This is a genomic window from Dactylosporangium sp. NPDC006015 (assembly GCF_040614215.1).
Classification (GTDB): domain Bacteria; phylum Actinomycetota; class Actinomycetes; order Mycobacteriales; family Micromonosporaceae; genus Dactylosporangium; species Dactylosporangium maewongense.
On the sequence record NZ_JBEXUD010000019.1, the window covers coordinates 34,613 to 57,945 of the forward strand.

Consider the following 23,333-nt stretch of genomic DNA (forward strand, 5'->3'; position numbering starts at 1 on the left):
TACATCCCCACAGGGCGGTCACACCGGCGGCGGCACCGCAAGCCGTCATGCCGGCGGCAGCCCCAGGTGGGAACGCAGCGTGGTGCCCTCGTACGCGGTGCGGTAGACGCCGCGCTCCTGCAGCTGCGGCACCAGCCGGTCCACGATGTCCTCGACGGTGCCGGGCAGCAGCTGCGGCAGCAGGTTGAACCCGTCGACGACCCGGTCCCGCACGTAGCGGGCCCACTCGTCGGCGACCTGCCCGGGCGTGCCGACGAACGTGTTGTGCCGCGGCGTCACCTCGATCACCAGGTCCCGGATCGACAGCCCGCGCTCCGCCGCGAGGGCCCGCCACCCGGCGACCCGTTGCAGCTTGCCGGTGCGCAGCTCGATCGGGATCGTGCCGCGCGACGGGTCCAGCTCGCCGTCGGCCGGGTCGATGTCCGGCAGCGGACCGTCGGGGTCGTAGCCGGAGAGGTCCTTGCCCCAGTACTGCTCCAGGAACGCGATCGCGCGCGGCCCGGTGGTCTGTTCCCGGGTGATCCAGTGGGCCCGCTCCCGCGCCTCGCCGGCGGTGTCGCCGAGCACGACCGACGCGCCGGGCAGGATCCGCAGGGAGTCCGCGGACCGGCCGTGCCGGGCGAGCCGCGCCCGCAGGTCCGCGGCGTAGGCGGCGGCCTTGTCGTAGTCGGTGTTGGCGGAGAAGACCACGTCGGCGTGGCGGGCGGCGAGCTCGCGGCCGCCGTCGGAGTCGCCGGCCTGGAAGAGCACCGGCCGCCCCTGCGGGCTCGGCGGGACCGCGCCGGTCGCGTCGAGCGTGACGAGGTCGGCGTCACGGACGACGTGCTCGTTGCGCCACAACGCCTTCGCGGTCTCGACGAACTCGGTCGCCCGCTCGTAGCGGCGCTCGTGCGGCAGCCAGCCGCCGCGCCGGAAGTTCGCGCCGGTCCACGCGTTGTCGGTGGTGACGATGTTCCAGCCGGCCCGGCCGCCGGACACGGCGTCGAGCGAGGCCAGGCGCCGGGCCAGGTCCGCCGGGTAGTTGTAGGTGGTGTTCTGCGTGGCGACGAGCCCGATGTGGGTCGTCTCCGCGGCCAGCGCGGCCAGCTGGGTGATCGCGTCGGGCCGCCCGGCGACGTCGAGGTCGTACACGGTGCCGCGGTTCTCCCGCACCCGCAGGCCCTCGCCGAGGAAGAACGCGTCGAACAGGCCGCGCTCCAGGGTCCGCACGACGTCGACGAACGTGTCGATGTGGGTGTGCTCGGCGAAGTCCGGCTCGGTCCACAGCAGGTTGGGCCCGACGCCGGTGAAGAACACGCCGAGATGCAACTGGGTCATGCGACGCTCCTCGCGACGGCGTAGCGGTTCGTGGGGCGGGGGAGGCCGAGCGTCTCCCGCAGGGTCGCGCCGTGCGTACCTGCGGCGATGGCGGGTGGTGTACCGCCGTGGAAGTGCACCCCGTCGACCACACTCTCCAACCGGGTGGCGTCGAACGAGGCGGGCACGTCGGCGAAGACCAGCGGCACCCCGGTCGCGCGGGCCGCGACGGCGCGCTCGGCGATCTCGGCCACGCCGGAACCCTGCACCAGCGCGACATCGAGCTCCGCCTTGAGCGAAGCGGCGCCGATGACGACGACCTGCCCCTGCGGCGGGCGGGGCGTGATGAGCGGGCCGACGACGGAGAACCCGGGGCCCTCGAAGTCGACGTGGTGGACCTTGCGGGAGTCGAGGAACCGGCCGGTCTGCACGTCCCGGATGACCGCGTCGTCCTCCCACGAGTCCCACAGCCGGCGGGCGACCTCGACCACGTCGGCGACCTCGCCGGCGTCGACATGGAGGCGGCCGACGGTGGCGAGGTCCCCGGCGGCCGTGGTGGCGCCGACGACCCAGCCGGCCCGCCCCAGCGACGCGTGGTCGAGGCCGGCGAGCTGGGTGGCGAGGTGGAACGGCTCGGTGGTGGTGACGTGCAGCGTCGGCGCGAGCCCGATCCGGGTGGTGCGCCGCGCCAGGTAGGCGGCCAGGACCCCGGCCTCGACCCCGGCCCGCCGCGGCGCGTCGGGGAACGTCACGAACGCGTAGCCGGCCCGCTCTGCGTCGAGCACGGCCCGCTCCAGGGCAGCGAGCGAAGGCGCCTGGACCTCGGTGGCGTAGAGCATCAGGCCGGCCCTCCCACGAGCGACGGGACCCGCACCGCCCGGAACGTGGTGCGGCGGCGCAGCCGGAAGCCGATCGACTCGTACAGGCGGATCGCGTCGGTGTTCGTCGCCGCGGCATGCAGGAACGGCTGCTCGCCGCGGGCGCGGATGCCGTGCGCGACGGCCCGCACGAGCCTGGTCGCGAGGCCCTGCCCGCGGTGCGCCGGGTCGGTGCAGACGGCGGAGATCTCGGTCCAGCCGGGCGGGTGCAGGCGCTCCCCGGCGAGCGCGACCAGCTTCCCGTCGCGGTGGATGCCGAGGTACGTGCCGAGCTCGATCGTGCGCTGCCGGAACGGCCCCGGCTGGGTCCGTTCGACGAGGTCGAGGATCTCGGGCACGTCGGCGGCGGTCAGGACGGCGGACTCGGGGTCGGGCCGCGCCTCGAGGGCGACGTCGATCAGCTGCACGCCGCCGGCCTCGAGGACGACCTCCCAGTGCGCCGGCGGGGGCGGCGCCGTGCCGGTGATCGTGACGACCTCGCCGGCGCCGGCGAGCGCGGCCACGTCGTCCCAGACGTCCGGGCCTGAGCCGGGCGCGACGGTGATGAAGGGGGTGACGTCGGTCTGGTAGCGGATGGCGTCGCCGCTGCGCTCGGCGAAGCGGGCGTGCGGGCCGGTGAGCGCGGCCCAGGCCGGGTTGTCCAGAATATGCATGATTGTCCCTGGTGGAGAGCGGTCAGCTGGCCAGCGCCGGCAGCGCGGCGAGCAGGGTCCGGGTGTAGGCATGGTCGGGCCGGGTGAAGACGTCCTCGACCGGGCCGTGCTCGACGACGCGGCCGTCGTGCATGACGAGCACGCGGTCGGCCAGGTGGTGGATGACGCCGAGGTCGTGGGAGATGAACAGCAGCGCCGTGCCGTCGGCGGCGCGCAGGTCCGCGAGCAGGTCGAGGACCTGCGCCTGGACCGACACGTCGAGCGCCGACACGGGCTCGTCGCAGACGAGGACGTCGGGGCGGGGGCCGACGGCGCGGGCGATCGCGACCCGCTGCCGCTGCCCGCCGGACAGGGCCCTCGGGTGGCGGCCCAGGTGCGCGGCGCTCAGGCCGACCCGCTCCAGGAGCTCCACGACCCGGTCCCGGCGGGCCACGCCACGCAGCCCGAGGGGCTCCGCGATGAGTTTCTCCACGGTGTACCGCGGGTCGAACGAGCTGAGCGGGTCCTGCGACACGACCTGCAGCCGGCGGCGGTCGGGCCGGCGCCGCCGCTCGGGCACCCCCGTCCAGGGCCGGTCGCCCAGGTGCACGGTGCCGCCGTCGGGCTCCAGGAGCCCGAGCGCGATCCGCGCCACGGTGGTCTTGCCGGAGCCGGACTCGCCGACGACGCCGAGGATCTCGCCGCGGGCGAGCGTGAAGCTGACGTCGTCGACGGCGTGCCGGGCGCCGTAGTGCTTGTGCAGCCCTTCGGCGCGCAGCACGACCCGGTCCGGCTCGACCGCCGCCGGCGGCAGCGGCTCGCGGGCGGCCGAGGACAGCCGGTGCCCGCGCGAGGCGGCGGTCGGCACTGCGGCGAGGAGCATGCGGGTGTAGTCGTGCTCGGGTGCGGTCAGGATCCGCCCGGTCGGGCCCTGCTCGACGATGACGCCGTCGTGCATGACGAGGACCCGGTCGGCGATGCCGGCGACGACGGCGAGGTCGTGGCTGACGAGCAGCAGCGTCGAGCCGGCCGCGCGGCGCTCCGCGAGCAGCCGCAGCAGCTGCGCCTGCACGGTGACGTCCAGCGCCGTGGTCGGCTCGTCGGCGATGAGCAGCGGCGGGTCGGCGGCGATCGCCGAGGCGATCAGCGCGCGCTGGCGCAGCCCGCCGGACAGCTGGTGCGGGTACTGCTTCGCGCGGACCGCGGGCTCCGGCACGTGCACCGCGTCGAGCAGCGCGGTGATCCGCGCGTCACGGGTGGCGGCGGTGCCGACGCCGTGGGTGCGCAGCACCTCGCCGATCTCCTGGCCGACGGTGTTGAGCGGGTCGAGCGAGACGAGCGCGTCCTGCAGCACGAGCCCGGCGACCCGGCCGCGCAGCCGGCGCCAGTCCCGGTCGGTGAACCGGGTCGTGTCGCTCCCTCCGACGTCCAATGTGGACGCCCGCACCTCGGCGCCGGGCCCGGCGAGCCCGACGAGGCTGCGCGCGGTGACACTCTTGCCGGAGCCGCTCTCACCGACGATCGCGACACACTCGCCACGCTCGACGGTGAAGCTGACGCCGCGCACGGCGGGCACGGGCCCCGCGCCGTGCCCGGGAAACGTGACCCGCAGATCGGCGACGGTGACCAGCGGCGCCATGTCAGCGCCTCCCTTCGAAGCGGCGCTGGAGCCGGCGGCCCACGGCGGTGAGCGAGATGACGGTGATCGTGAGGGTCGCGCCGGGCAGGATCGCCGCCCACCACGCGACGCGCAGGTAGTTGCGGCTCTCGGCGAGCATCGCGCCCCACTCCGGGGACGGTGGTTGCGGGCCCATGCCGAGGAACGACAGCGCGGACGCGTTGACGATCGCGGTGCCCAGCCCGATGGTGGCGATGACCGGCAGCGGCCCGAGGGCGTTGGGCAGCACGTGCCGCCACACGAGACGGGCCCGGGACAGGCCGAACGTGACGGCCTGCTCCACGTAGCCCGACCGCCGGACCAGCAGCGTCTGGGCGCGGACGATACGGCCGTACCGTGGCGCGAACGCCAGGGCGATGGCCATGACCAGGCTCGGGGTGCCCGGCTCGGTGAACGCGATGAACAGCAGCGCGAGCAGCACCTCCGGAAACGCGGACAGCACGTCCAGCGCGCGGCTGAGCACCTCGTCGACGGCGCGCGGCGCCAGCCCGGCGAGCAGCCCGGCGATCCCGCCGGCGAGCACCGACAGCAGCGTCGACACGAGGCCGATGCTCAGCGAGTAGCGGGCGCCGTGCACGACCCGGGTGAAGACGTCGCGCCCGAGCTGGTCGGTGCCGAACCAGTGCGCCCCGCCCGGCGGCTCCAGCGCGTGGAACGGGTCCGCCGCCAGGGGGTCGGCGCCGGTGATGAGCCTCGGCGCGACAGCCGCGACGGCGACGAGCAGCAGCACGACGCCGGCGGCCACCGCGCCGGGCGCCCACCGCAGGGACCGGCCGCGCGGCCTCTCGACGGCGGGAACGGCGGGGACGGCGGGCAGGGCGATCGACATGACGGTCAGCCTTTCCGCAGGCGCGGGTCGATGAGCAGGTACGCCAGATCAGCGAGGGTGCTGAGCACCACGTAGATGGCGGCGGCGAGCATGACGACGGCGAGGACCACGGGGATGTCCTTGTTGCCGACGGCCTCGGTGGCGACCTCGCCGAGGCCGGGCCGGCCGAAGACCCGCTCGACGACGACGGCGGCGCTGAGCAGGAAGCCGATCAGCGTCCCGGCGAGCGTCACCGCGGGCAGCAGCGCGTGCCGCAGGGCGTGCCGCCACAGCAGGGCGAGCCGGGTCAGGCCGCGGGCGCGGGCGGTCACCGCGAAGGGCTCCTCCAGCGCGCGTTCGAGGCCTTCGCGGATGACCTGGCTGAGCAGCCCGCCGATCGGCAGCGCGAGCGACACGGCCGGCAGGACGAGCGCGGACGCGTCCCGGTCGCCGGAGACGGGGAACCAGCCGAGCTGGAAGGAGAACACGCTCAGCAGCAGGATGCCGATGAGGAAGCCGGGCGCGGACACGATGGACAGCTCGAGGCCGGAGACGAGGCCGCGCAGCCACCGGGCCCGGCCGGTCGTGACGATCGCGAGGCCGACCGCGATGACGGCGCTGAACGCGGTGGCGAGCAGCGTGAGCTTCACCGTGGGCCAGACCTGGCTGCCGATGACGTCGGCGACCGGCCGTTGCAGCACGTACGAGCGGCCGAGGTCGCCGTGCAGGAGCCGCCACAGGTAGCCGAGGTACTGCACCACCGCCGGCCGGTCGAGGCCGAGGTCGCGGGCGATCTGGGCGCGGATCTGCGGCGTGTCTGGGCCGTCGCCGACGAGGGTGTCGACGGTGTCGCCCGGGGCGAGGCGCAGCGCGAGGTAGGCCGCGGAGGCGGCGGCCCAGAGGACCACCGCCCCGCTGCCGAGCCGCCGCAGGACCGGCTTCAGCATCGGCGGCATCGCTACCTGCCGATCCACACGTTGTAGGCGCTGCCGGGCACGCCGGCCGTCGGCTCGAAGCCCACGCCACCGACCTTCCGCTGCGCGGCGACCTGGTCCGCCGGCGCGTACAGGGGCAGCAGCACGGCCTTGTCGTTGAGGGTCTTCTGGACGGTGGAGTAGGCCGCCTTGCGCCTGGCCGTGTCGCTGGTCGCCGCCGCCTCGCTGATCAGCTTCTCCAGCTCCGGGTCGACGTAGCCGTGCCGGTTGATCGGGGCGCCCTTCGGCACGATCAGGCCGATCGCGGCGCCGGCGTCGGTGTCGGCGCGGGAGTTGTCGAAGACCTCGAACTCGCCCTTGGCGATCGCGTCGGCGGCGGTGCCCTGGTCGACGACCTTGACCTGCAGGTCGATGCCCGCGCTCTGCTTCACCGCGGCCTGCACGGCCTGGGCGAGGATGTCGCGCTTGTCCCGCACGAACGGCGCCGACAGCACGATCCGCGCGGTGAGCCGCTTGCCGTCCCTGGTGCGGAAGCCGTCGCCGTCCCTGGTGCCCCAGCCGGCCTCGTCGAGCAGGCTGTTGGCCTTCGCGGGGTTGTTGCCGTACGTCTTCTCCACCGAGGGCTCGTAGAACGGGCTGGACGGGCTCAGCAGGCTCCAGGCCCGGGTCGCGGTGCCGCGGTAGACGCCCTGCAGGACGGCGTCGACGTCGACCGCGTCGCGGAACGCCTGCCGGACCCGGATGTCGTCGAACGGCGCGTGGGTCAGGTTGAAGTAGAGGTTGTACGCCGTGCCGCTGTTGAGCTGCTTGGCGAAGCGGAGGCTCGGGTCGCTCTTGACCAGTTCCTGCTCCGTGGCGGGCACGCCCTCGATCACGTCGACCTGGCCGGAGGTCAGGGCGCCGACGCGGACGCTGGACTCCTTGAGGAACCGGTAGGTGACCTCGTCGAGGTAGGCGGGTCCCTGATGGCCGGCGTTGGCGGGCGCCCACGCGTAGGCCGGGTTCTTCGTGTAGTGGACCTCCTGGCCCTTGGTGTAGCGGTCGAGGATGAACGGCCCGGTGCCGACGACGGACGGGCCGCCGGCCTTCAGGTCGGGGCTCTTCAGCGACTTCGGCGACACCTGCGCGCCCTGCGGGGAGGCGAAGAAGTCGAGGATGAGCACGTCGGGCTGCTTGAGGTGGACGGCGAGCGTCCTGCCGTCGACGACCTCGGCGTCCTTGAAGTACTTCAGCTGGGTCGCGGCGACGCTCGGGGCGTAGCCGGGCGCGAGGAGCTGGTCGAGGTTCGCCTTGACCGCGGCCGCGTCGAACTTCTCGCCGTCGTGGAAGGTGACGCCGTCGCGCAGCTTGAACGTGTAGGTGAGCCCGTCGGCGGACGCCTCCCACGAGGTCGCCAGCCACGGCAGGTAGCCGCCCTTGTCGTCGTGGGTGAGCAGCGCCTCGAAGCTGTTCCACACCAGCAGGCGGGCCTTGGCCTGGGCGTACTGGTGCGGGTTGAAGGTGACGGGCTCGGTCTCGATCGCCCAGGTGAGTTTGCCGCCCTGGACGGGCGCGCCGGTGGCCTCGGCGGCGGGGTCCCCGGCGGCGCCGTTGCAGCCACCGAGCAGTAGGGCCGCGACGGCAAGGGACGCAAGGAATCTACGCATGGGACATCCTCAATGGGGGGTTCGCGACGGGTTCGAGGTGCGCGACGAAGCGACGGGCCGGCACCGCGGGTGGGTCAGCGGCCTCTCGTCGGGTCAGTGCAGCAGTGGCTGTGCGTGACTGTCAACGGTCGATGGGCGGTCCTGTCGGCCATGTCACGTACCCCTGGATTAATTCCTAGTATCCACGTAGGATTGGTTGGCTATGCTGCTCCGGATCAACGGAGGACCACCATGTCGAAACTGCCCCGCTCAAGCCGTCTGGCCAGCCCGGTCGACACGACGGCCCACGGCGTGTACCGCATTCCCCAGGACCCGGACGACCCCCGTCCGCTGTACCGGTTCGCCGGTCGCGTGGACCCCGAAGCCCCGCCGGGCCGCTACCACCTCTACACGGGCTGGTTCTGCCCGTGGTCGCAGCGCGTGACGATCGCGCACGCGCTCGCCGGCCTGCGGGACGTCGTCAGCGTGTCCTATGTGGACAATGTCCGCGACGGCCGCGGCTGGGCCTTCCGGGAGCGCTACGGCCCCGATCCGGTCAACGGGTTCACGCTGCTGCGGCAGGCGTACGACGCGACCGAGCCGGACTTCGACGGGCACGTCTCCGTCCCGACGCTGTGGGACCGCACGGACGGCGTGGTGCTCAGCAACGACTGCAAGGGCATCGGCATCGACCTCGCGACCCGGTTCCGGCACCTGGCGACGCCGGTGATCGACACCTACCCGGAGGCGCACCGCGAGGAGATCGAGCAGCTCGACGAGTGGCTCAACCCGGCCGTGAACCGCGGGGCCCGGGACAGCACCGAGCTGCTGGACGCCTTCGGCACCCTCGACGAGCGGCTCGCCACCCGGCGCTACCTGCTCGGCCCTGAGATCACCGAGGCCGACATCCGGCTGTACGTGACGCTCGCGCGCCACGGCGCCGGGCTCGCCGACTTCCCGCACCTGTGGGCCTACGCCCGCGACCTCTACACGGTGCCCGCCTTCCGTGACACCACCGACTTCACCACGTACGCCGAACCCGTCGTCCTGGACTGGGACGAGCCGGTGCACCGCGCGGAAGGGATCCCCGCGTGACCTCGCAGCTCCATCTGGCAGTCGCGCTGGACGGTGCCGGCTGGCACCCCGCCGCCTGGCGCGACCCGTCCACGCACCCGGATTCGTTGTTCGCGCCGGAGTACTGGCTGGACCTGGTCCGCATCGCCGAGCGCGGCAAGCTCGACTTCGTCACCATCGAGGACTCCCTCGGCCTGCAGTCCGGCCGGCACGACGGCCTCGACGGGCGGGCCGACCACGTCAAGGGCCGCCTCGACGCGCTGCTCATCGCGGCCAGGGTCGCGCCGGTCACCACCCACATCGGGCTGGTGCCGACCGTGACCACGACCCACACCGAGCCGTTTCACGTCTCCACCCAGCTCGCCACCCTCGACCACCTGAGCACCGGCCGGGCCGGCTGGCGGGTGCAGGTGTCCGGGCGGGCCGGCGAGGCCGCGCACTTCGGCCGCCGGGAGTTCCCCGAGATCGACCCGGCCGCGTACGCCGAGCCGGCCGGGCAGGCGTTCATCGCGGAGCTGTTCGCCGAGGCCGCCGACCACATCGAGGTGGTCCGCCGGCTGTGGGACAGCTGGGAGGACGACGCCGAGATCCGCGACGTCGCCACCGGCCGGTTCGTCGACCGGGACAAGCTGCACCACATCGACTTCAGCGGCCGGCACTTCAGCGTCAAGGGCCCCTCGATCACGCCGCGGCCGCCGCAGGGCCAGCCGGTCGTCACCGCCCTCACCCACACGCCGCTCGGCTACGGGCTCGGCGCCGACATCCTCTACGTGACCCCGAAATCCGTCGAGGACGCCGCCGCGCTGGCCGCCGCCGCCCGCCCGGCGCGGGTCTTCGCCGACGTCGTCGTGTTCCTCGACCCGGACCGCAAGGACCGCCTCGACGAGCTCGACGGCGGCCCGTACACCAGCGACGCCCACATCCACGTCGGTGACGCCGCCGGGCTGGCCGCGCTGCTGCTGTCGTGGCGGGACGCCGGCATCGACGGCTTCCGGCTGCGCCCCGGGGTGCTGCCCGCCGACCTGACGGCCATCGTCGACGAGGTGTTGCCGCTGCTGCGGGCCGAGGGCGCGTTCCGCACCGGCTACACGAGCACCACCCTGCGCGGGCACCTCGGCCTGCCCGCCGCGCGGAACCGGTACGCCCGCATGGAGGTCACCGCATGAAACAGGTCATCCTCGCGGCGCACTTCCCGGGCGTGAACAACACGACCGTGTGGAGCGACCCGGCCGCCGGCAGCCAGATCGCGTTCGAGTCGTTCCGCCGCTTCGCGCAGACCGCGGAGCGCGGCAGGTTCGACTTCTTCTTCCTCGCCGAGGGCCTGCGGCTGCGCGAGCAGCGCGGCCGCATCCACGACCTCGACGTCGTCGGCCGGCCCGACGCGCTCACCGTCCTCGCCGGGCTCGCCGCCGTCACCACCCACCTCGGGCTGACCGGCACCGTCAACGCCACCTTCAACGAGCCCTACGAGCTGGCCCGCAAGCTCGCGTCCCTGGACCACCTGTCCGGCGGCCGGGCCGGGTGGAACGTCGTCACCTCCTCCGACGCGTTCACCGGCGAGAACTTCCGCCGCGGCGGCTACCTCGACCGCGCCGACCGCTACACCCGCGCCGCCGAGGTCCTGCACACCGCGCGCGAGCTGTGGGACACCTGGCCCGCCGGCGAGGTCGTCGCCGACCGCGTGTCGGGTGCGTTCACCCGTACCGGCGACCCGGGCGCATTCGTCCACAGTGGACAGCACGTCGACATCCGCGGCCACTTCACGGTGCCGCGCACGCCGCAGGGGCGGCCGCTCATCATCCAGGCCGGCGACTCGGACCCCGGTCGCGAGTTCGCCGCCCGCGACGCCGACGCCATCTTCTCCCGGCACGGCACCCTCGAGGCCGGCAAGGCGTTCTACGCCGACGTGAAGGGCCGCATGGCGAAGTTCGGCCGGCGCCCCGACGAGCTGAAGATCCTGCCGGCCAGCACGTTCGTGCTGGGTGCCACCGAGTCGGAGGCCGCGGACAAGGCGCACCACATCCGGCGGCAGCAGGTCAGCCCGCAGACCGCGATCCTGCTGCTGGAACAGCTGTGGAACAAGGACCTCAGCGACCACGACCCCGACGGCCCGCTGCCCGTCTTCGACCCGGTCCCGGACGACGACTCCATCATCAAGGGCCGCGCCCGCCTCTTCGACGACCCCCTCGCCACCGCCCGGCAGTGGCGTTCCCTGGCGGAGGAGAAGGGGCTCGGCATCCGTGACCTCATCATCGAGGTGACCGGCCGGCAGACCTTCATCGGCACCCCGTCCACGGTCGCGGCCACCATCGACGAGTTCGTGCAGAGCGACGCGGCCGACGGGTTCATCCTCGTGCCGCACATCGTGCCGGGCGGCCTGGACGAGTTCGTCGACGGCGTCGTGCCGCTGCTGCAGGAGCGCGGCGTGTTCCGCACCGACTACACCACCACGACGCTGCGCGGGCACCTCGGACTGCGGCATGAGTGACCCCGTGACCGGCCCCGTGACCGACCCGGTGTTCCACTGGTTCCTGCCGACGGGCGGCGACGACCACGCCGTCGGCGCCGGCACCCACGGCGGCATCATCGGCGCGCAGGACACCGCCCCGCTGCCGCGCTCCGCGACGTTCCGCGCCCCGACCCTGGACTACCTGACCCAGATCGCCCGCGCCGCCGACCAGCTCGGCTACGCCGGCGTGCTCACCCCGACCGGGGCGCACTGCGAGGACGCGTGGCTCACCACGGCCGCGCTGATCGCGCAGACCCGGCGGCTCAAGTTCCTCGTCGCGTTCCGCCCCGGGCTCATCACCCCGGTCCTCGCCGCGCAGATGGCCGCCACGTTCCAGCGGCTGTCCGAGGGGCGGCTGCTGCTCAACGTCGTCATCGGCGGCAGCGCCGCCGAGCAGCGCGGCTACGGCGACCCGCTCGACCACGACGCCCGCTACGAGCGCGCCGGCGAGTTCCTCGACGTGGTCCGCGCCGCCTGGTCCGGGTCCCGCTTCGACCATCACGGCGTGCACTACGACATCGACGGCGGGCTGCTGCGCGAGCCGCCGCCGGTCACGCCGACGGTGTATCTCGGCGGGTCGTCGTCGGCCGCGGTCAAACTCGCCGCCCGGCACGCCGACGTGTACCTCACCTGGGGCGAACCCGTCGCGCTCGTGGCGGAGAAGATCGCCGCGGTCCGCGCCGCCGCCGAACGGCCGGTGCGCTTCGGGATCCGGCTGCACGTCATCACCCGGGCCACCGCCGGCGAGGCCTGGTCCGCGGCGGAGCGGCTCATCGCCGGCCTGTCCGACGAGACGATCCGCGAGCGGCAGGAGAGCCTGCGCGGCCTCGACTCCGTCGGCCAGCGCCGGATGCTCGACCTGCACGGCGGCGACCGCGACCGGCTCGTCGTCGCCCCCAACCTGTGGGCCGGGATCGGCCTGGTCCGCGGCGGCGCCGGCACCGCCCTCGTCGGCAGCCACGCGGAGGTCGCCGCCCGCATCGCCGAATACCGGGCGGCCGGGATCGACGAGTTCATCCTCTCCGGCTACCCGCATCTGGAAGAGGCGTACACGTTCGCCGAAGGAGTGCTGCGGTGAAGTTCCTCGCCATCACGCTCATCGTCACCGACGGCAGGAAGCCGGCCCGCGAGCGGCTGCGCGAGGTCGTCGACAACGCGGTCCTCGCCGAGCAGCTCGGCTTCGACGGCTTCGGCGTCGGCGAACGCCACGAGCGGCCCTTCATCTCCTCCTCGCCGCCGGTCGTGCTCAGCCACATCGCCGCCCGCACCAGCGTCATCCGGCTCTTCACCGCCGTGACGACGCTGAGCCTCCTCGACCCGGTCCGCGCGTTCGAGGACTACTCCACCCTGGACAACCTCTCCGGCGGCCGCCTGGAGCTCATCGTCGGCAAGGGCAACGGCGCCGCGCAGGCCCGCCTGTTCCACGTCACGGCGGACGACCAGTGGGACCGCAACCGCGAAGGGTACGAGCTCTTCACCCGGCTGTGGCGGGAGGACAAGGTCACCTGGTCCGGCCGCTTCCGGCCACCGCTGTCGGAGGCCGAGGCCTGGCCGCGGCCCCTGCAGCAGCCGATCCGCATCTGGCACGGCAGCGCCACCAGCAAGGCGTCCGTCGAGCTGGCCGCCCTGCACGGCGACCCGCTCTTCTCCGCCAACGTCACCAACCCCGTCGAGCCCTACGCCGACCTGGTCGCCCACTACCGTTCACGGCTGGCATTCCACGGGCACGACCCGTCGAAGGCGCTCGTCGGCGCCGGGTCCGCCGGGTTGTACGTGGCCGAACGGTCCCAGGACGCCGTCGACACCTACCGGCCGATCTTCAATGCCCGCCTGGAGACCTTCCGGCGCGTCGGCGTCGAGCCGGTGTTCCACACCATCGAGGACGCGATCGAACGCAGCTCGCTCCTCGTCGGCAGCCCGCAGCAGATCATCGACAAGGTCCACCGGTGCCACGTCCATCTCGGCCACGAGGTCATGCACGTCCAGGCCGACGCCGACGGGCTCACCGACAAGCAACACCGCGGCTCCCTGGAGCTCTTCCAGGCCGAGGTCGCTCCTGTACTGCGACGCGAGATCCCGAGTCGCCCGTTCCCCACCCCGGCGGTGCCGTCATGACCGTGCCTCTGTCCATCCTCGACCTGTCCCCGATCAGCTCCGGCAGCGACGCGGGCGCCGCGCTGCGCAACACGATCGACCTCGCCCGGCGCGCCGAGTCCTTCGGCTACCACCGGTTCTGGGTCGCCGAGCACCACTTCGCGCCCGGCGTCGCCAGCGCCGCGCCGGCCGTGCTCATCGGCCTCATCGCCGCCGCCACCGACCGGATCCGGGTCGGCTCGGGCGCCGTGCAGGTCGGCCACCAGACCGCGCTGTCCGTGGTGGAGCAGTTCGGCCTCCTCGACGCCGTGCACCCCGGCCGGCTCGACCTCGGCCTGGGCCGCTCCGGTCAGCGCGGCTCCTTCGCACCCACGCCGGTCGCCGCCCAGCCCGCACGTGTCGTGGACGGGCTGCTCATCCCGCCGGCGTTCGACTTCTCCCGGCTGATCACCCAGCCGCGGTTCGCGCTCTTCGCGCAGCTGCTGCAGCAGCCGGGTGCGCAGTCGCCGGACTTCGCCGAGGTGGTCGACGACATCCGGGCCCTCATCGCCGGCACGTACACCCGCGACGGCCTCGACGTGCACGCAACCCCCGGCGAGGGTGCGAAGGTCGAGCTGTGGATCCTCGGCTCCAGCGGCGGCCAGAGCGCCACGGTGGCGGGGGAGCGGGGGCTGCCGTTCGCCGCCAACTACCACGTCGCCCCGGCGGCCGTCCTCGAGGCGGTGGCGGCCTACCGGGCGGCCTTCCGTCCCGGGGTCCTCGACCGGCCCTACGTCGTGGTCTCCGCGGACGTGGTCGTCGCCCCCTCGGCGGCGGTGGCGAAGCAGCTGGCGTCGCCGTACCGGCACTGGGTCCGCAGCATCCGCACCGGCGCCGGCGCGATCCCGTTCCCGACCCCGGCGGAGGCGGCCGCGACCCCCTGGACCGACGAGGACCGGGCGCTGGTCCAGGACCGGCTGGACACGCAGTTCGTGGGGGACCCTGCCTCGGTCGCGGCCCAGCTGCGCACGTTGCGGCGGGCCACCGGCGCCGACGAGCTCCTCGTCACCACGATCACCCACGACCACGCGGACCGGGTCCGCTCCTTCGAGCTCCTCGCCCGCGAGTGGCACGGCGAGGGCTCCGAGGGCTGACCCGCCGCGTGGCGTCCCGCCGTCCGGCGCCCGGTCGGCGTGCCGCCCGCAGGGCCGCCATGCGGGCGGACTTCGTGAGGGCGTCGCCGGGCGTCGCCCGCGGGGCTGTCACGCGGGCGGACTTCGTGAGGGCATCGACCCGCAGGGCCGTCATGCGGGCGGACCTCATGGGGTCCCGTCAGCGTGCCGCCCGCAGGGCCAGCCACGCGGCGAGGGCGAACCCCATGAGGGCCGCGGCGGCGCGCAGGACCCTCGGGTCGAGGCGGCGGGTGACGGCCGGGCCGATCGCCCCGCCGATCGTCGTGCCGGCCGCCAGGGGCACCACCGTCCACCAGGCGACGTCGGTAGCGAGCACGAACACCACGGCGGGCAGCACGCCGGCGCAGGCGGTCAGCGCGTTCTTCACCGCGTTGGCGCGGAGCAGGTCGGCGTCGACCAGGTGCAGCACGGCGGCGAGCGTGAGGATGCCCGCGCCGGCGCCGAAGTATCCGCTGTAGACGCCGACCGCGAAGACCGCCACCGGCCACGTCCTGTCGCCGGGCCGTGCCGGCCGCCCGCCGTGGGGCGACGACCCGGCGACGGGGCGGACGAGGATCAGCACGGCGGCGAACGCGACCAGCACCGGCACGATCCACGCGAACACGTCCGCCGGCGTCACCAGCAGCAGCACCGCCCCGGCGGTGCCACCGGCCGCCGCGAGCGCGGCCCACCCGGGCAGCCCGCGCCGGTGCGCCCGCAGCTCCTGCCGTGACGCCGCCGACGCCGCGACCGCCCCGCTGATCAGCGCCACCGTGTTAGCGACGTTGGCCTGCACCGGCGCCAGCCCGGCGGCGAGCAGCGCGGGGAACGCGACCAGCGACGCGATCCCGCCCGCGGTGCCGATCACCCCGCCGATCACCCCGGCGAGGAGGAGGAACACCGTTGACATCCACCGATCTTATACCTAGCCTCTCTAGGTATGGATGTGCGGGGGCACCTCGACCTTTTGCTGCTGACCGTGCTGGCCGACGCCGGCCCAGTGCACGGCTATGCGCTGATCGCCACCCTCCGGGAGCGGTCGGGCGGCGCGTTCGACCTGCCGGAGGGCACCGTCTACCCGGCTCTGCACCGCTTGGAACGTGACGGTCTCGTCGTCAGCCACTGGGAGCACGCCGTCCCCCGCCGCCGCCGCGTCTACTCCCTCACCCCCGACGGCCACCGCGCCCGGGTGACGAAGCAGGCCGAGTGGCACACCTTCCTCACCGGCGTCGAGTCCGTCCTCGCCGGCACCGCGGCACCGTAGGCCGCCGGCGTGGGCTTCGACGTCGGCGTCGGGCTGTTCCTCTGCGCCGAGACCGTCCGGCCGCTGGAGGAGCGGCGGCGGTTCCTGGACGCCGTCAACGCCACGCTGGAGCGGCACGGGCTGCCCCCGCACCGGGAGCCGCGGTCCGTCGCCGAGATCGATCCGCCGCTGCCGCCGGGGACGGATCCGTGCCTGCTCGGCGCGTCGATGGGCGCGTACTCGTCGCACGCCCGGCGGTCCGACCGGCTCGACTGGCTCGCCCGGCACGTCGCGGTCCGCGGCACCGCGCCGGCCGCCGGCCCGCCGTACGGGCCGGAGCTGTACCAGGCGTATGACCGCCTGCCGGACCGCGCGGCGACGTTCGACCACCTGCTCGCCGCGTGCGGCGATGGGGTCGTCGTGCTCCCGCGGCCGCTGGACCGGGTCCTCGCCGGCGACCACTGCTGGCTGATCTCGGCGGACCGGCTGCGCGCCGAGGCCGTGGCGCTCGGGTACGTCCTGCGCACCGCCGACCCGGCCGTCAGCGACTCGCCCGTCGTGGACTGGATCACCGGGACGCCCGTGCCGGACCGCTCGTTCGAGCACCTCCGCGCCCGGATCCCGGACGATGCCGACGTCTGGCAGGGCTGGGCCGAGGAGTCCGACCTGTGCCACCGCCTCCTGCAGAGCGCGGACGACGTGCTGCGGACGGGCGCGCTGGGCATCACCAGCTGACGCCGCCCCGGGTCCTGGCCCGAGCCGGGGCGGGCAGCACTGTCAGTCGAGCATGGCGCCGCAGGTGACGTTGACGGCGGTGCCGGTCATCGTGCGGGCCAGGTCCGAGGCGGCGAACACCGCGACGTCGCCGACGTCCGCCAGGGTCGCGGCGCGGCCGAGGAGGGTCTGGCCGGTGATGGACTTCTCGATGGCCTCGCGGGCCGGGGCGTCGGCGGGGATCGAGTCGGGCAGGCCGCCGGTGCGTAGCGTCAGGACCCGGACGCCGTGCGGGCCGAGCTCCGTGGCGAGCTGGCGGCGCATGTGCTCGACGGCCTGGAAGCCCGCCTGCAGGCCGCCGAGGTGGAAGTCGCGCGGGGGGTCGCCGGCGCCGCCGAAGAACAGCAGGACGCCGCCGCGGCCGTCGCGGACCATGTGACGGGCGGTGGCGCGGGACGTGATGAACTTCGAGCGGACCGACTGCACGACCGGGGCCAGGTAGTCCTCGACGGTCATGTCGATCATCGGGGTGCCCTGGACGTCGGCGTCGGCGATGACGTTCACGGCGATGTCGATCCGGCCCGTCGCGGCCACGACCGCCGCCGCGTGGGCGTCGACGGCGTGCTCGTCGAGCGCGTCGACGGCGGCGGTGTCCGCCGCCCCGCCCGAGGCGCGGACGTCGGCGGCGACCGCGTCCAGGGTGGCGAGGGTGCGGCCGGTGAGGAACACCCGGGCGCCCGCCCGGCCGAACGCCCGCGCGATGGCGCCGCCGACCGAGCCTCCGCCGCCGTAGATGATCGCGTTCCTGCCTGCGAGGAGCATGCTGGTTCCTTCCCGTGGGTGTACCTGTCACCGGTACAACCCCGCGGGCCGGCCAGACTCATCGGCCGGCGCCGCTCATCGGACGGCGAGTGTGGCCGGCAGCTCGAAGGCGGGGAACAGTGTCGGGTCGAGGAACGACACCACGTCGCTCAGTTGGCCGCCGCGCACCGTGACCACGTCGATGCTCGCCGCGACGAAGGCGTCGTCGCGCAGCAGGTACGTCCCGAAGGCCGGCCGCCCGTTGGCCCGGGCCGGCAGGAACCGCCACCGGTGGTGCGCCGGACCGGCGAGGAGGAACGTGCGGATGGCCGCGGCGCCGCGGTACACCTCGGGCAACGGCGGCATCGAATACTTCGCGTCGCCGGCGAGCATGCTCACGATCGCGTCCACGTCGCCGCGCTCCCAGGCCGTGCGGTACGCCCCGGCGACCGCCGCCACGTCCCCGGCGGCCGTCGGCTCAGGCGCGGGCAGGGCCGCCCGCGCCCGCTGGACGGCGCTGTTGACGGCGGCGACCGTGGTGCCGAGCAGGCCGGCGGTCTCCGCGGCGGAGAAGCCGAGCACGTCGCGCAGCAGGACCGCGGCCCGCGGGCGCGGCGGCAGGTGCTGCAGGGCGGCCACGAACGCCAGCTCCACCGAGATCCCGGTCAGCGCGTCGGGCAGTGGCTGCAACCACAGCGGCTCACCCTCGGCGTCGGCGGGCAGCTCGCGGCGGCCGCGCCGCTGCAGCGCGGTGAGGCAGCGGTTGGTGGCGATGCGGAACAGCCAGGGCCGCACCCCGTCGTGGTCGGCGAGCCGCTCGAACGCCTTCCACGCCCGCAGGTACGTCTCCTGCACCGCGTCCTCGGCGTCGTGCAGCGAGCCCAGCATGCGGTAGCAGTGCGCGAGCACCTCACCACGCAGCGGGCCGGTCAGCGCCTCGAACGTCACCCGCCCATCGCTCACCGTGGCTGGAGACGCTGCCGCACCGTGGCGGGGGACGGGTTCACCTGCGCGTAGCCGTTGATGACGACGGTCGGCACGGTCTCGTTGCCGTCGGCGACCGCCCGCACCGCAGCGGCGCCGTCCGGGTCCCGCCAGATGTTGACCCACGCCGCGTGCCGCGCCCGGCCCAGCAGGCTCAGCCGCAGGCGCAGGCAGTACTGGCAGCCGGGCCGCCAGTAGACGACCGGCCTCCCCGACGCCTGCGCCTCGGCCGCGGGCGTGTGCCGCGGGAACGCGAGCGGCGAGAACGCGAGGCCGATCGCGGCGAAGAGCAGCCCGAAGACCACCGCGCCGGTCGGGGAGCCGCTCCGGAGCTGGTTGGCGACGACCACGGCGCCGATGGCCACGAACGCGAGGGGCACCAGCCATACACGGGTCACGGCACACACCCTAACCCGTCACGACACGATGGCCCCGTGCTCGTCGACGACCTTGTCGCGCCAGTAGCGGTCCCACTCGTCGTCGACGTACTTGGGGACCTTGCCTGCGGGGTAGTCGACGTATCCGGCCGGTGGGCCGGTGCCGTCGCGGACGCAGGTGCGGCCGGTGGCGTTGCCGACGGCCTTCACCGGGTGCTCGCCGGAGCCGCAGACGCGCTCCTTGAACGAGCACCCGCCTCCGGCGAGCAGGACCGCGGCCAGCAGGGGGACGAGCACGCGCTGGGGCATGCTCTCAGTGTGGCCCCACCGGGGCGTCGCCGCGCAGCGTGATGCGGTGCATGACGCGGTGGGCGGTGCCGTAGTCGCGGTTGGCGTAGTGGGCGGTGCTGCGGTTGTCCCACATGGCGACGTCGCCGGGCCGCCAGCGGTGCCGCACGATGTGCTCCGGCTTCGTCAGGTGCGCGTAGAGCAGGTCGAGGATGCCGCGGCTCTCCGCCTCCGAGACGCCGACGATGTGCGACGTGAACCCGGGATTGACGAACAGGCCCTTCCGGCCGGTCTCCGGGTGGACCCGCACCACCGGGTGCTCGACCGGGTCGAGGCGGGTGACGACCTCGCCGTCCCACACGCTGCCCTTGCCGCCGCGGCGCTGCGCCAGGTAGTACCCGAACTCCCGGTTGCCGTCGTGCACGGCGGTCAGCTGGTCGGCGAGGGCTCGTACAGGAGCGGACAACGACGCATAGGCCAGCTGGCTGTCCGCCCAGTTGGTGTCGCCACCCGACGGCGGCAGCACGACCGCCCGCAGGATCGAGCCGAGCGGGGGGCGGGGCATGAACGTGACGTCGGTGTGCCACACGTCGGCGAAGCCGTTGTCGGCGCTGTCGAGCGCGTACACCTCGGGGTGGGCCTCGTCGACGCCACCCACGACGGGGTGCGACGCGGTCAGCTCGCCGAGCCGCCGGCCGAGCCGCACCTGGCCGTCGTTGTCGAGTTGCTGCCCTTCGAAGAACAGCACCTTGTGCTCGACGAGCGCGGCCCGCACCTCGGCGAGCTCGTCGTCGGTGGCCCGGTCCAGGTCGATGTCGTGCACGTCGGCGCCGAAGTGCGGGCCGAGGTGGTCGAGCTTCACACTGTGCTCCTCTCACTTGCCTTGCCCTGGGCCGCTTCGCGTTCATGTGCCGCTTCGCGGACGGCGTGGCCGATGGTGGTCCGCAGCGCCGCGTACTCCGGCAGGCCTCGCAGCTCGTCCGGCTCGACGCCGGTGCGGGGCAGGTCGATGTCCAGGTCCAGGGCGACCCGGCCGGGGCGGCTCGTCAGCACCACCACGCGGCTGCCGAGGAACACCGCCTCGTCGACGCTGTGGGTCACGAAGACACAGGTCCGTCCGGTCTCCGCGGTGACCCGCCGCAGGTCCTCCTGCAGCCGCTCCCTGGTCAGCGCGTCGAGCGCCGCGAAGGGCTCGTCCAGAAGGAGCAGCGGATTCGGTACGGCCAGGGCCCGGGCGATCGCGACGCGCTGCTGCTGCCCACCTGAGATCTGCCAGACCCGCCGCCCGGCGACGTCGTGCAACCCGACCCGCTCCAGCAGCTCCAGCACCCGCTGCTGGCGTTGTTTTTGGGGTACGCCGGCATACCGCAACGCGAGCTCGACGTTGCCGCCGACGGTCTTCCACGGCAGCAGGCGCGGCTGCTGGAACACCAGGCCGGCGCCGCGCCCCGGCTCCGGGACCTCGCCGCCGGCGCGCACCGTGCCGGCGGTCGGCCGCTCGAAGCCTGCGATCAGCCGCAGCAGCGTGCTCTTGCCGCAGCCGGACGCGCCGACCAGCACCAGGAAGGCGCCGGTCGGCACGTGCAGGTCGATCGGGCCGACGGCCGTGACCGCGCTGTAGCGGTGCTCGACGTTCGCGATGGTGATCGCGTCAGGCGAGGACACCTGGGAGACCCTTGGTGTAGATGGCCTTCTCCACCGTGGCGAGGTCCGGCACGGCGTCGATCTTCTTCTGGCCCTTGAGGAACTCGGCCGCGGCGAGCAGGTTCTTCGCCAGGTCGCCGACCTTCTCGGGGGTGCCGAGCCAGGTGCCGCTGGCGATGTCGGCGGGCTTGAGGAACACGCCCTGGCTCAGCTGGTGCTTGGCGTCCTCGGCGCTGATGTTGAGCTCCTTGCCGACAGCCGTGGCCGCCGCGGCCGGGTCGTTGGCGATGATGTCGAGCGCCTTCGCCTCGGCCTTGCGCCACGCGTCGACGGCGTCGGGGTGCGCGGTCGCGAACGCGGTCGACACCACACCGAGGTCGAGGGTCGGCTTGCCGCCGGCGGCCAGCTCGCGGCTGGTGATGAGGACCTTGCCGGTCTTCTTCAGCTCGTCGAGGGACGGCAGCCAGGTGTACGCGGCGTCGAGGTCACCGCGGGTCCACGCGGCCTGGATGTCCTGCGGCTCCAGGTCGACGATGGTCAGCTCGGACTCCTTGATGCCGGCCTTGTCCAGCGCGGCGAGCAGGCTGTAGTGCGCGGTCGACGCGAACGGCGTGCCGACCTTCTTGCCCTTGAGATCCGCGATCGCGTTGACGTTGGATCCGTTGCGGGCGACGAGTGCCTCGTTGTCGCCGGCCACGTCGAGGACGAACGCGACCTGGTACGGGATGTTCAGCGGCGCCGACAGCCCACGGGCGACGGGGCTGGACCCGATGGCGGCGATGTCGACGCTCTTGGCGACGAACGCGGTGTTGATGCTCGCCCCGGAGTCGAACTTCGTCCAGGTGATCTTGTAGTCGGGCAGCGCCTTCTCCAGCAGCCCCTGGTTCTTGACGATGAGGTCGCCGCTGGGGAACGCCTGGTACGCGATCCGGATGGTCTTCTGCTCAGCGCTGGTGTTGCCGCCTGCGGCACCGTCGCCGCAGGCGGCGAGGGACAGCACGACGGCAGCGGTGGCGATCAGGCTTCGGATTCTCAAGGGGTTGGTCCTATCGTTTGTTCGGCTTGTTGTTCGGCTTGCTTTCAGGCGCGTCCGCGCCAGGGGATGAGGCGGTTCTCGGCCTGACGCAGCACCGCGTCGATGGCCAGTCCGGACAGTCCGATGGCGAAGAGGCCGAGCACGACGACGTCGGTCTGGGAGTACCGCTGCGCGTCGCGGACCATGCCGCCGATGCCGGGCACGCCGTTGATGGTCTCGGCGGCCACGACGGATGAGTACGCGATGCCGACCGCGAGCCGGATCCCCGTGAAGATCTCGGGCAGCGCGCTGGGCAGCACCACGTCACGGGTCACCTGCCAGCGCTTCGCCCCCAGCGCCCGGGTCGCCTCGACCAGCGCGGCCGGCGCACCATGCACGGCCGCGGCGGTCGCCACCGCGACGGGCGGCATGGCAGCGATCGACAGCAGCCACAGCTTGGGCGTCTCGTCGATCCCGAACCAGATGATGAAGAGGCTGAAGTACGCCAGCGGCGGCAGCGCCCGCACGAACGTCACGACCGGCTCGGCGACGACCCGAACCCAGCCGACGGTCCCCATCACCACACCGGCGACAAGCCCCCCGGCCACCCCGATCACCGACCCGATGAGGATGCGTCGCAGGCTCACCCCGAGGTGCTCGATGAGCAGGTGCCCGCTGTACCCCCGGCTCCCGTCATGCGTGCTCGACGTCTGCACCAGCCGGTCCCACACCGCACCGGGCGAGGGAATGAACGTCGGGTTGTCCATGACCACCGCAGTCACCTGCCACAACACCCCGAGCACAACCACGGCGAGCACCCGCAACCCCACCCGCCGCCCATACCCGCCTGCCACGGCACTCCCCACTCAACCCTCGCTCCAGCAAAGTATGCAATTCCTATCGTATAAGTAGAGAAGAATCAAGCACCCTCCTTCCGCCCAACAGCAATCACAACCCCCGCCGCCGCTCAGGAAGCCCACGACGCCGCCAGACCTCCCCCCACCAGCCGCGACAGTGATCGCAACGCCCCCGCCGCCGGTCGGGAGGCCCACGCCGACGCCTGGCGGCCCTCCCCACGCCAGCCGCGACAGTGATCGCAACGCCCCCGCCGCCGGTCGGGAGGCCCATGCCGACGCCTGGCGGCCCTCCCCACGCCAGCCCACCCGCCACCGGACCCACCGCAGCACCCTCACGCCCGCCACCCAGCCCACCGCTGACGGAGCGCCCCACCTCGACCGACCACGCCCTCGGACTTTCTGCCCCCACACCCTCACACCCCACGACCACCAGCCGCCTCGGCCCGCAATGACCCCCGCCCCAACCGACTTCGCCCGACCAGCCCTGCTCCAATCGGCTCCGCGCAATCGGCTCCGCGCAACCCCCTGCCCAACCGGCCCCGCCTCGACCGACCACGCCCCAATCGACTCCGCACAACCGACGGCGCCCAGCCGACCTCGCCTCAATCGGCTCCGTGAAACCGGCCTTGCGTAACCGGCCTTGCGTAACCGGCCTTGCGTAACCGGCCTTGCGTAACCGGCCTTGCGTAACCGGCCTTGCGTAACCGGCCTTGCGTAACCGGCCTTGGTA

24 protein-coding genes are annotated in these 23,333 nt (G+C 73.5%); 8 read left to right on the top strand and 16 right to left on the bottom strand.

Annotated elements, in window-relative coordinates; translation table 11 throughout:
• Positions 1-45: 45 nt before the first annotated feature.
• Genes ABZ321_RS30305 through ABZ321_RS30335 form a run of 7 tightly spaced genes read right to left on the bottom strand, consistent with a single transcriptional unit; the run spans position 46 to position 7,873 of the window.
• Positions 46-1,317, bottom strand: a complete 1,272-nt coding sequence (locus ABZ321_RS30305; protein ID WP_354897512.1) for an LLM class flavin-dependent oxidoreductase — start codon at positions 1,315-1,317, stop codon at positions 46-48.
• Positions 1,314-2,135: an LLM class flavin-dependent oxidoreductase gene (locus ABZ321_RS30310; protein ID WP_354897515.1), complete on the bottom strand. Its 822-nt coding sequence runs from the start codon at positions 2,133-2,135 to the stop codon at positions 1,314-1,316. Before ABZ321_RS30310 ends, ABZ321_RS30305 begins: the two co-directional genes overlap by 4 nt.
• Positions 2,135-2,827 (bottom strand): GNAT family N-acetyltransferase, encoded by a 693-nt coding sequence (locus tag ABZ321_RS30315; protein WP_344504101.1) that lies wholly within the window; start codon positions 2,825-2,827, stop codon positions 2,135-2,137. The genes ABZ321_RS30310 and ABZ321_RS30315 overlap by 1 nt, the downstream gene beginning before the upstream one ends.
• A gap of 22 nt (positions 2,828-2,849) precedes the next feature.
• Positions 2,850-4,445, bottom strand: coding sequence for an ABC transporter ATP-binding protein (locus tag ABZ321_RS30320; RefSeq protein WP_354897518.1), 1,596 nt, complete (start codon positions 4,443-4,445; stop codon positions 2,850-2,852).
• 1 nt (position 4,446) lies between these two features.
• The gene (locus ABZ321_RS30325) at positions 4,447-5,313 is read right to left on the bottom strand and encodes an ABC transporter permease (protein WP_354897521.1); all 867 of its coding nucleotides are present in this window, start codon (positions 5,311-5,313) and stop codon (positions 4,447-4,449) included.
• A 5-nt stretch (positions 5,314-5,318) separates the two neighbouring features.
• Positions 5,319-6,239: an ABC transporter permease gene (locus tag ABZ321_RS30330; RefSeq protein ID WP_344504104.1), complete on the bottom strand. Its 921-nt coding sequence runs from the start codon at positions 6,237-6,239 to the stop codon at positions 5,319-5,321.
• An 11-nt stretch (positions 6,240-6,250) separates the two neighbouring features.
• Entirely contained in the window at positions 6,251-7,873 is a 1,623-nt protein-coding gene (locus ABZ321_RS30335) for an ABC transporter substrate-binding protein (RefSeq protein ID WP_354897524.1), read from the bottom strand.
• A gap of 231 nt (positions 7,874-8,104) precedes the next feature.
• Between ABZ321_RS30335 and ABZ321_RS30340 the strand changes: the two genes are divergently transcribed.
• From ABZ321_RS30340 to ABZ321_RS30365, 6 genes are read left to right on the top strand one after another with little or no spacing between them, the layout of a single operon-like run.
• Positions 8,105-8,947: a glutathione S-transferase C-terminal domain-containing protein gene (locus tag ABZ321_RS30340; protein ID WP_354897527.1), complete on the top strand. Its 843-nt coding sequence runs from the start codon at positions 8,105-8,107 to the stop codon at positions 8,945-8,947.
• The gene (locus ABZ321_RS30345; RefSeq protein WP_354897530.1) at positions 8,944-10,092 is read left to right on the top strand and encodes an LLM class flavin-dependent oxidoreductase; all 1,149 of its coding nucleotides are present in this window, start codon (positions 8,944-8,946) and stop codon (positions 10,090-10,092) included. The genes ABZ321_RS30340 and ABZ321_RS30345 overlap by 4 nt, the downstream gene beginning before the upstream one ends.
• Positions 10,089-11,414 (top strand): NtaA/DmoA family FMN-dependent monooxygenase, encoded by a 1,326-nt coding sequence (locus ABZ321_RS30350; RefSeq protein WP_354897533.1) that lies wholly within the window; start codon positions 10,089-10,091, stop codon positions 11,412-11,414. Before ABZ321_RS30345 ends, ABZ321_RS30350 begins: the two co-directional genes overlap by 4 nt.
• Positions 11,407-12,513: an LLM class flavin-dependent oxidoreductase gene (locus ABZ321_RS30355; protein WP_344504110.1), complete on the top strand. Its 1,107-nt coding sequence runs from the start codon at positions 11,407-11,409 to the stop codon at positions 12,511-12,513. The genes ABZ321_RS30350 and ABZ321_RS30355 overlap by 8 nt, the downstream gene beginning before the upstream one ends.
• Positions 12,510-13,550: an LLM class flavin-dependent oxidoreductase gene (locus ABZ321_RS30360; protein ID WP_354897536.1), complete on the top strand. Its 1,041-nt coding sequence runs from the start codon at positions 12,510-12,512 to the stop codon at positions 13,548-13,550. Before ABZ321_RS30355 ends, ABZ321_RS30360 begins: the two co-directional genes overlap by 4 nt.
• Positions 13,547-14,662: an LLM class flavin-dependent oxidoreductase gene (locus tag ABZ321_RS30365; RefSeq protein ID WP_354897539.1), complete on the top strand. Its 1,116-nt coding sequence runs from the start codon at positions 13,547-13,549 to the stop codon at positions 14,660-14,662. The genes ABZ321_RS30360 and ABZ321_RS30365 overlap by 4 nt, the downstream gene beginning before the upstream one ends.
• Before the next feature lie 178 nt (positions 14,663-14,840).
• Here ABZ321_RS30365 and ABZ321_RS30370 read toward each other — a convergent pair whose 3' ends face one another.
• Complete coding sequence (locus ABZ321_RS30370; RefSeq protein WP_354897542.1) at positions 14,841-15,590, bottom strand: sulfite exporter TauE/SafE family protein; 750 nt, start codon at positions 15,588-15,590, stop codon at positions 14,841-14,843.
• 30 nt (positions 15,591-15,620) lie between these two features.
• Between ABZ321_RS30370 and ABZ321_RS30375 the strand changes: the two genes are divergently transcribed.
• Both ABZ321_RS30375 and ABZ321_RS30380 read left to right on the top strand, forming a co-directional pair.
• Complete coding sequence (locus tag ABZ321_RS30375; RefSeq protein ID WP_344504114.1) at positions 15,621-15,944, top strand: PadR family transcriptional regulator; 324 nt, start codon at positions 15,621-15,623, stop codon at positions 15,942-15,944.
• A gap of 9 nt (positions 15,945-15,953) precedes the next feature.
• Positions 15,954-16,658 (top strand): hypothetical protein, encoded by a 705-nt coding sequence (locus tag ABZ321_RS30380; protein ID WP_354897545.1) that lies wholly within the window; start codon positions 15,954-15,956, stop codon positions 16,656-16,658.
• 42 nt (positions 16,659-16,700) lie between these two features.
• On the opposite strand, the gene ABZ321_RS30385 is transcribed toward ABZ321_RS30380, so the two are convergent.
• The 8 genes from ABZ321_RS30385 to ABZ321_RS30420 form a co-directional block, all read right to left on the bottom strand.
• Positions 16,701-17,459 (bottom strand): SDR family oxidoreductase, encoded by a 759-nt coding sequence (locus tag ABZ321_RS30385; protein ID WP_354897548.1) that lies wholly within the window; start codon positions 17,457-17,459, stop codon positions 16,701-16,703.
• Positions 17,460-17,534: 75 nt separating this feature from the next.
• Complete coding sequence (locus ABZ321_RS30390) at positions 17,535-18,386, bottom strand: RNA polymerase subunit sigma-70 (RefSeq protein WP_354897550.1); 852 nt, start codon at positions 18,384-18,386, stop codon at positions 17,535-17,537.
• 11 nt (positions 18,387-18,397) lie between these two features.
• On the bottom strand, positions 18,398-18,820 hold the full coding sequence (locus tag ABZ321_RS30395) for a glutaredoxin domain-containing protein (protein WP_344504118.1): 423 nt from the start codon (positions 18,818-18,820) through the stop codon (positions 18,398-18,400).
• 18 nt (positions 18,821-18,838) lie between these two features.
• Positions 18,839-19,108 carry a hypothetical protein gene (locus ABZ321_RS30400; RefSeq protein WP_354897553.1) on the bottom strand — a complete coding sequence of 90 codons (270 nt, stop codon included), beginning with the start codon at positions 19,106-19,108 and terminating at the stop codon, positions 18,839-18,841.
• A gap of 4 nt (positions 19,109-19,112) precedes the next feature.
• Positions 19,113-19,949, bottom strand: a complete 837-nt coding sequence (locus ABZ321_RS30405) for a TauD/TfdA family dioxygenase (RefSeq protein WP_354897556.1) — start codon at positions 19,947-19,949, stop codon at positions 19,113-19,115.
• Positions 19,946-20,752 (bottom strand): ABC transporter ATP-binding protein, encoded by an 807-nt coding sequence (locus ABZ321_RS30410; RefSeq protein WP_354897559.1) that lies wholly within the window; start codon positions 20,750-20,752, stop codon positions 19,946-19,948. The genes ABZ321_RS30405 and ABZ321_RS30410 overlap by 4 nt, the downstream gene beginning before the upstream one ends.
• Positions 20,739-21,767, bottom strand: a complete 1,029-nt coding sequence (locus ABZ321_RS30415) for an ABC transporter substrate-binding protein (protein WP_354897562.1) — start codon at positions 21,765-21,767, stop codon at positions 20,739-20,741. The genes ABZ321_RS30410 and ABZ321_RS30415 overlap by 14 nt, the downstream gene beginning before the upstream one ends.
• 44 nt (positions 21,768-21,811) lie before the next feature.
• Positions 21,812-22,576, bottom strand: coding sequence for an ABC transporter permease (locus ABZ321_RS30420; RefSeq protein ID WP_354897565.1), 765 nt, complete (start codon positions 22,574-22,576; stop codon positions 21,812-21,814).
• Between the last annotated feature and the right edge of the window lie 757 nt (positions 22,577-23,333).

Excerpts from the sequence above, each read along its gene's own strand:
- ABZ321_RS30365 (WP_354897539.1), top strand. The coding sequence starts at position 13,547 with ATGACCGTGCCTCTGTCCATCCTCGACCTGTCCCCGATCAGCTCCGGC.
- ABZ321_RS30320 (WP_354897518.1), bottom strand. The coding sequence starts at position 4,445 with ATGGCGCCGCTGGTCACCGTCGCCGATCTGCGGGTCACGTTTCCCGGG.
- ABZ321_RS30375 (WP_344504114.1), top strand. The coding sequence starts at position 15,621 with ATGGATGTGCGGGGGCACCTCGACCTTTTGCTGCTGACCGTGCTGGCC.
- ABZ321_RS30400 (WP_354897553.1), bottom strand. The coding sequence starts at position 19,108 with ATGCCCCAGCGCGTGCTCGTCCCCCTGCTGGCCGCGGTCCTGCTCGCC.
- ABZ321_RS30340 (WP_354897527.1), top strand. The coding sequence starts at position 8,105 with ATGTCGAAACTGCCCCGCTCAAGCCGTCTGGCCAGCCCGGTCGACACG.
- ABZ321_RS30325 (WP_354897521.1), bottom strand. The coding sequence starts at position 5,313 with ATGTCGATCGCCCTGCCCGCCGTCCCCGCCGTTCCCGCCGTCGAGAGG.
- ABZ321_RS30370 (WP_354897542.1), bottom strand. The coding sequence starts at position 15,590 with ATGTCAACGGTGTTCCTCCTCCTCGCCGGGGTGATCGGCGGGGTGATC.
- ABZ321_RS30350 (WP_354897533.1), top strand. The coding sequence starts at position 10,089 with ATGAAACAGGTCATCCTCGCGGCGCACTTCCCGGGCGTGAACAACACG.
- ABZ321_RS30330 (WP_344504104.1), bottom strand. The coding sequence starts at position 6,239 with ATGCTGAAGCCGGTCCTGCGGCGGCTCGGCAGCGGGGCGGTGGTCCTC.
- ABZ321_RS30315 (WP_344504101.1), bottom strand. The coding sequence starts at position 2,827 with ATGCATATTCTGGACAACCCGGCCTGGGCCGCGCTCACCGGCCCGCAC.
- ABZ321_RS30305 (WP_354897512.1), bottom strand. The coding sequence starts at position 1,317 with ATGACCCAGTTGCATCTCGGCGTGTTCTTCACCGGCGTCGGGCCCAAC.
- ABZ321_RS30335 (WP_354897524.1), bottom strand. The coding sequence starts at position 7,873 with ATGCGTAGATTCCTTGCGTCCCTTGCCGTCGCGGCCCTACTGCTCGGT.
- ABZ321_RS30310 (WP_354897515.1), bottom strand. The coding sequence starts at position 2,135 with ATGCTCTACGCCACCGAGGTCCAGGCGCCTTCGCTCGCTGCCCTGGAG.
- ABZ321_RS30385 (WP_354897548.1), bottom strand. The coding sequence starts at position 17,459 with ATGCTCCTCGCAGGCAGGAACGCGATCATCTACGGCGGCGGAGGCTCG.
- ABZ321_RS30355 (WP_344504110.1), top strand. The coding sequence starts at position 11,407 with ATGAGTGACCCCGTGACCGGCCCCGTGACCGACCCGGTGTTCCACTGG.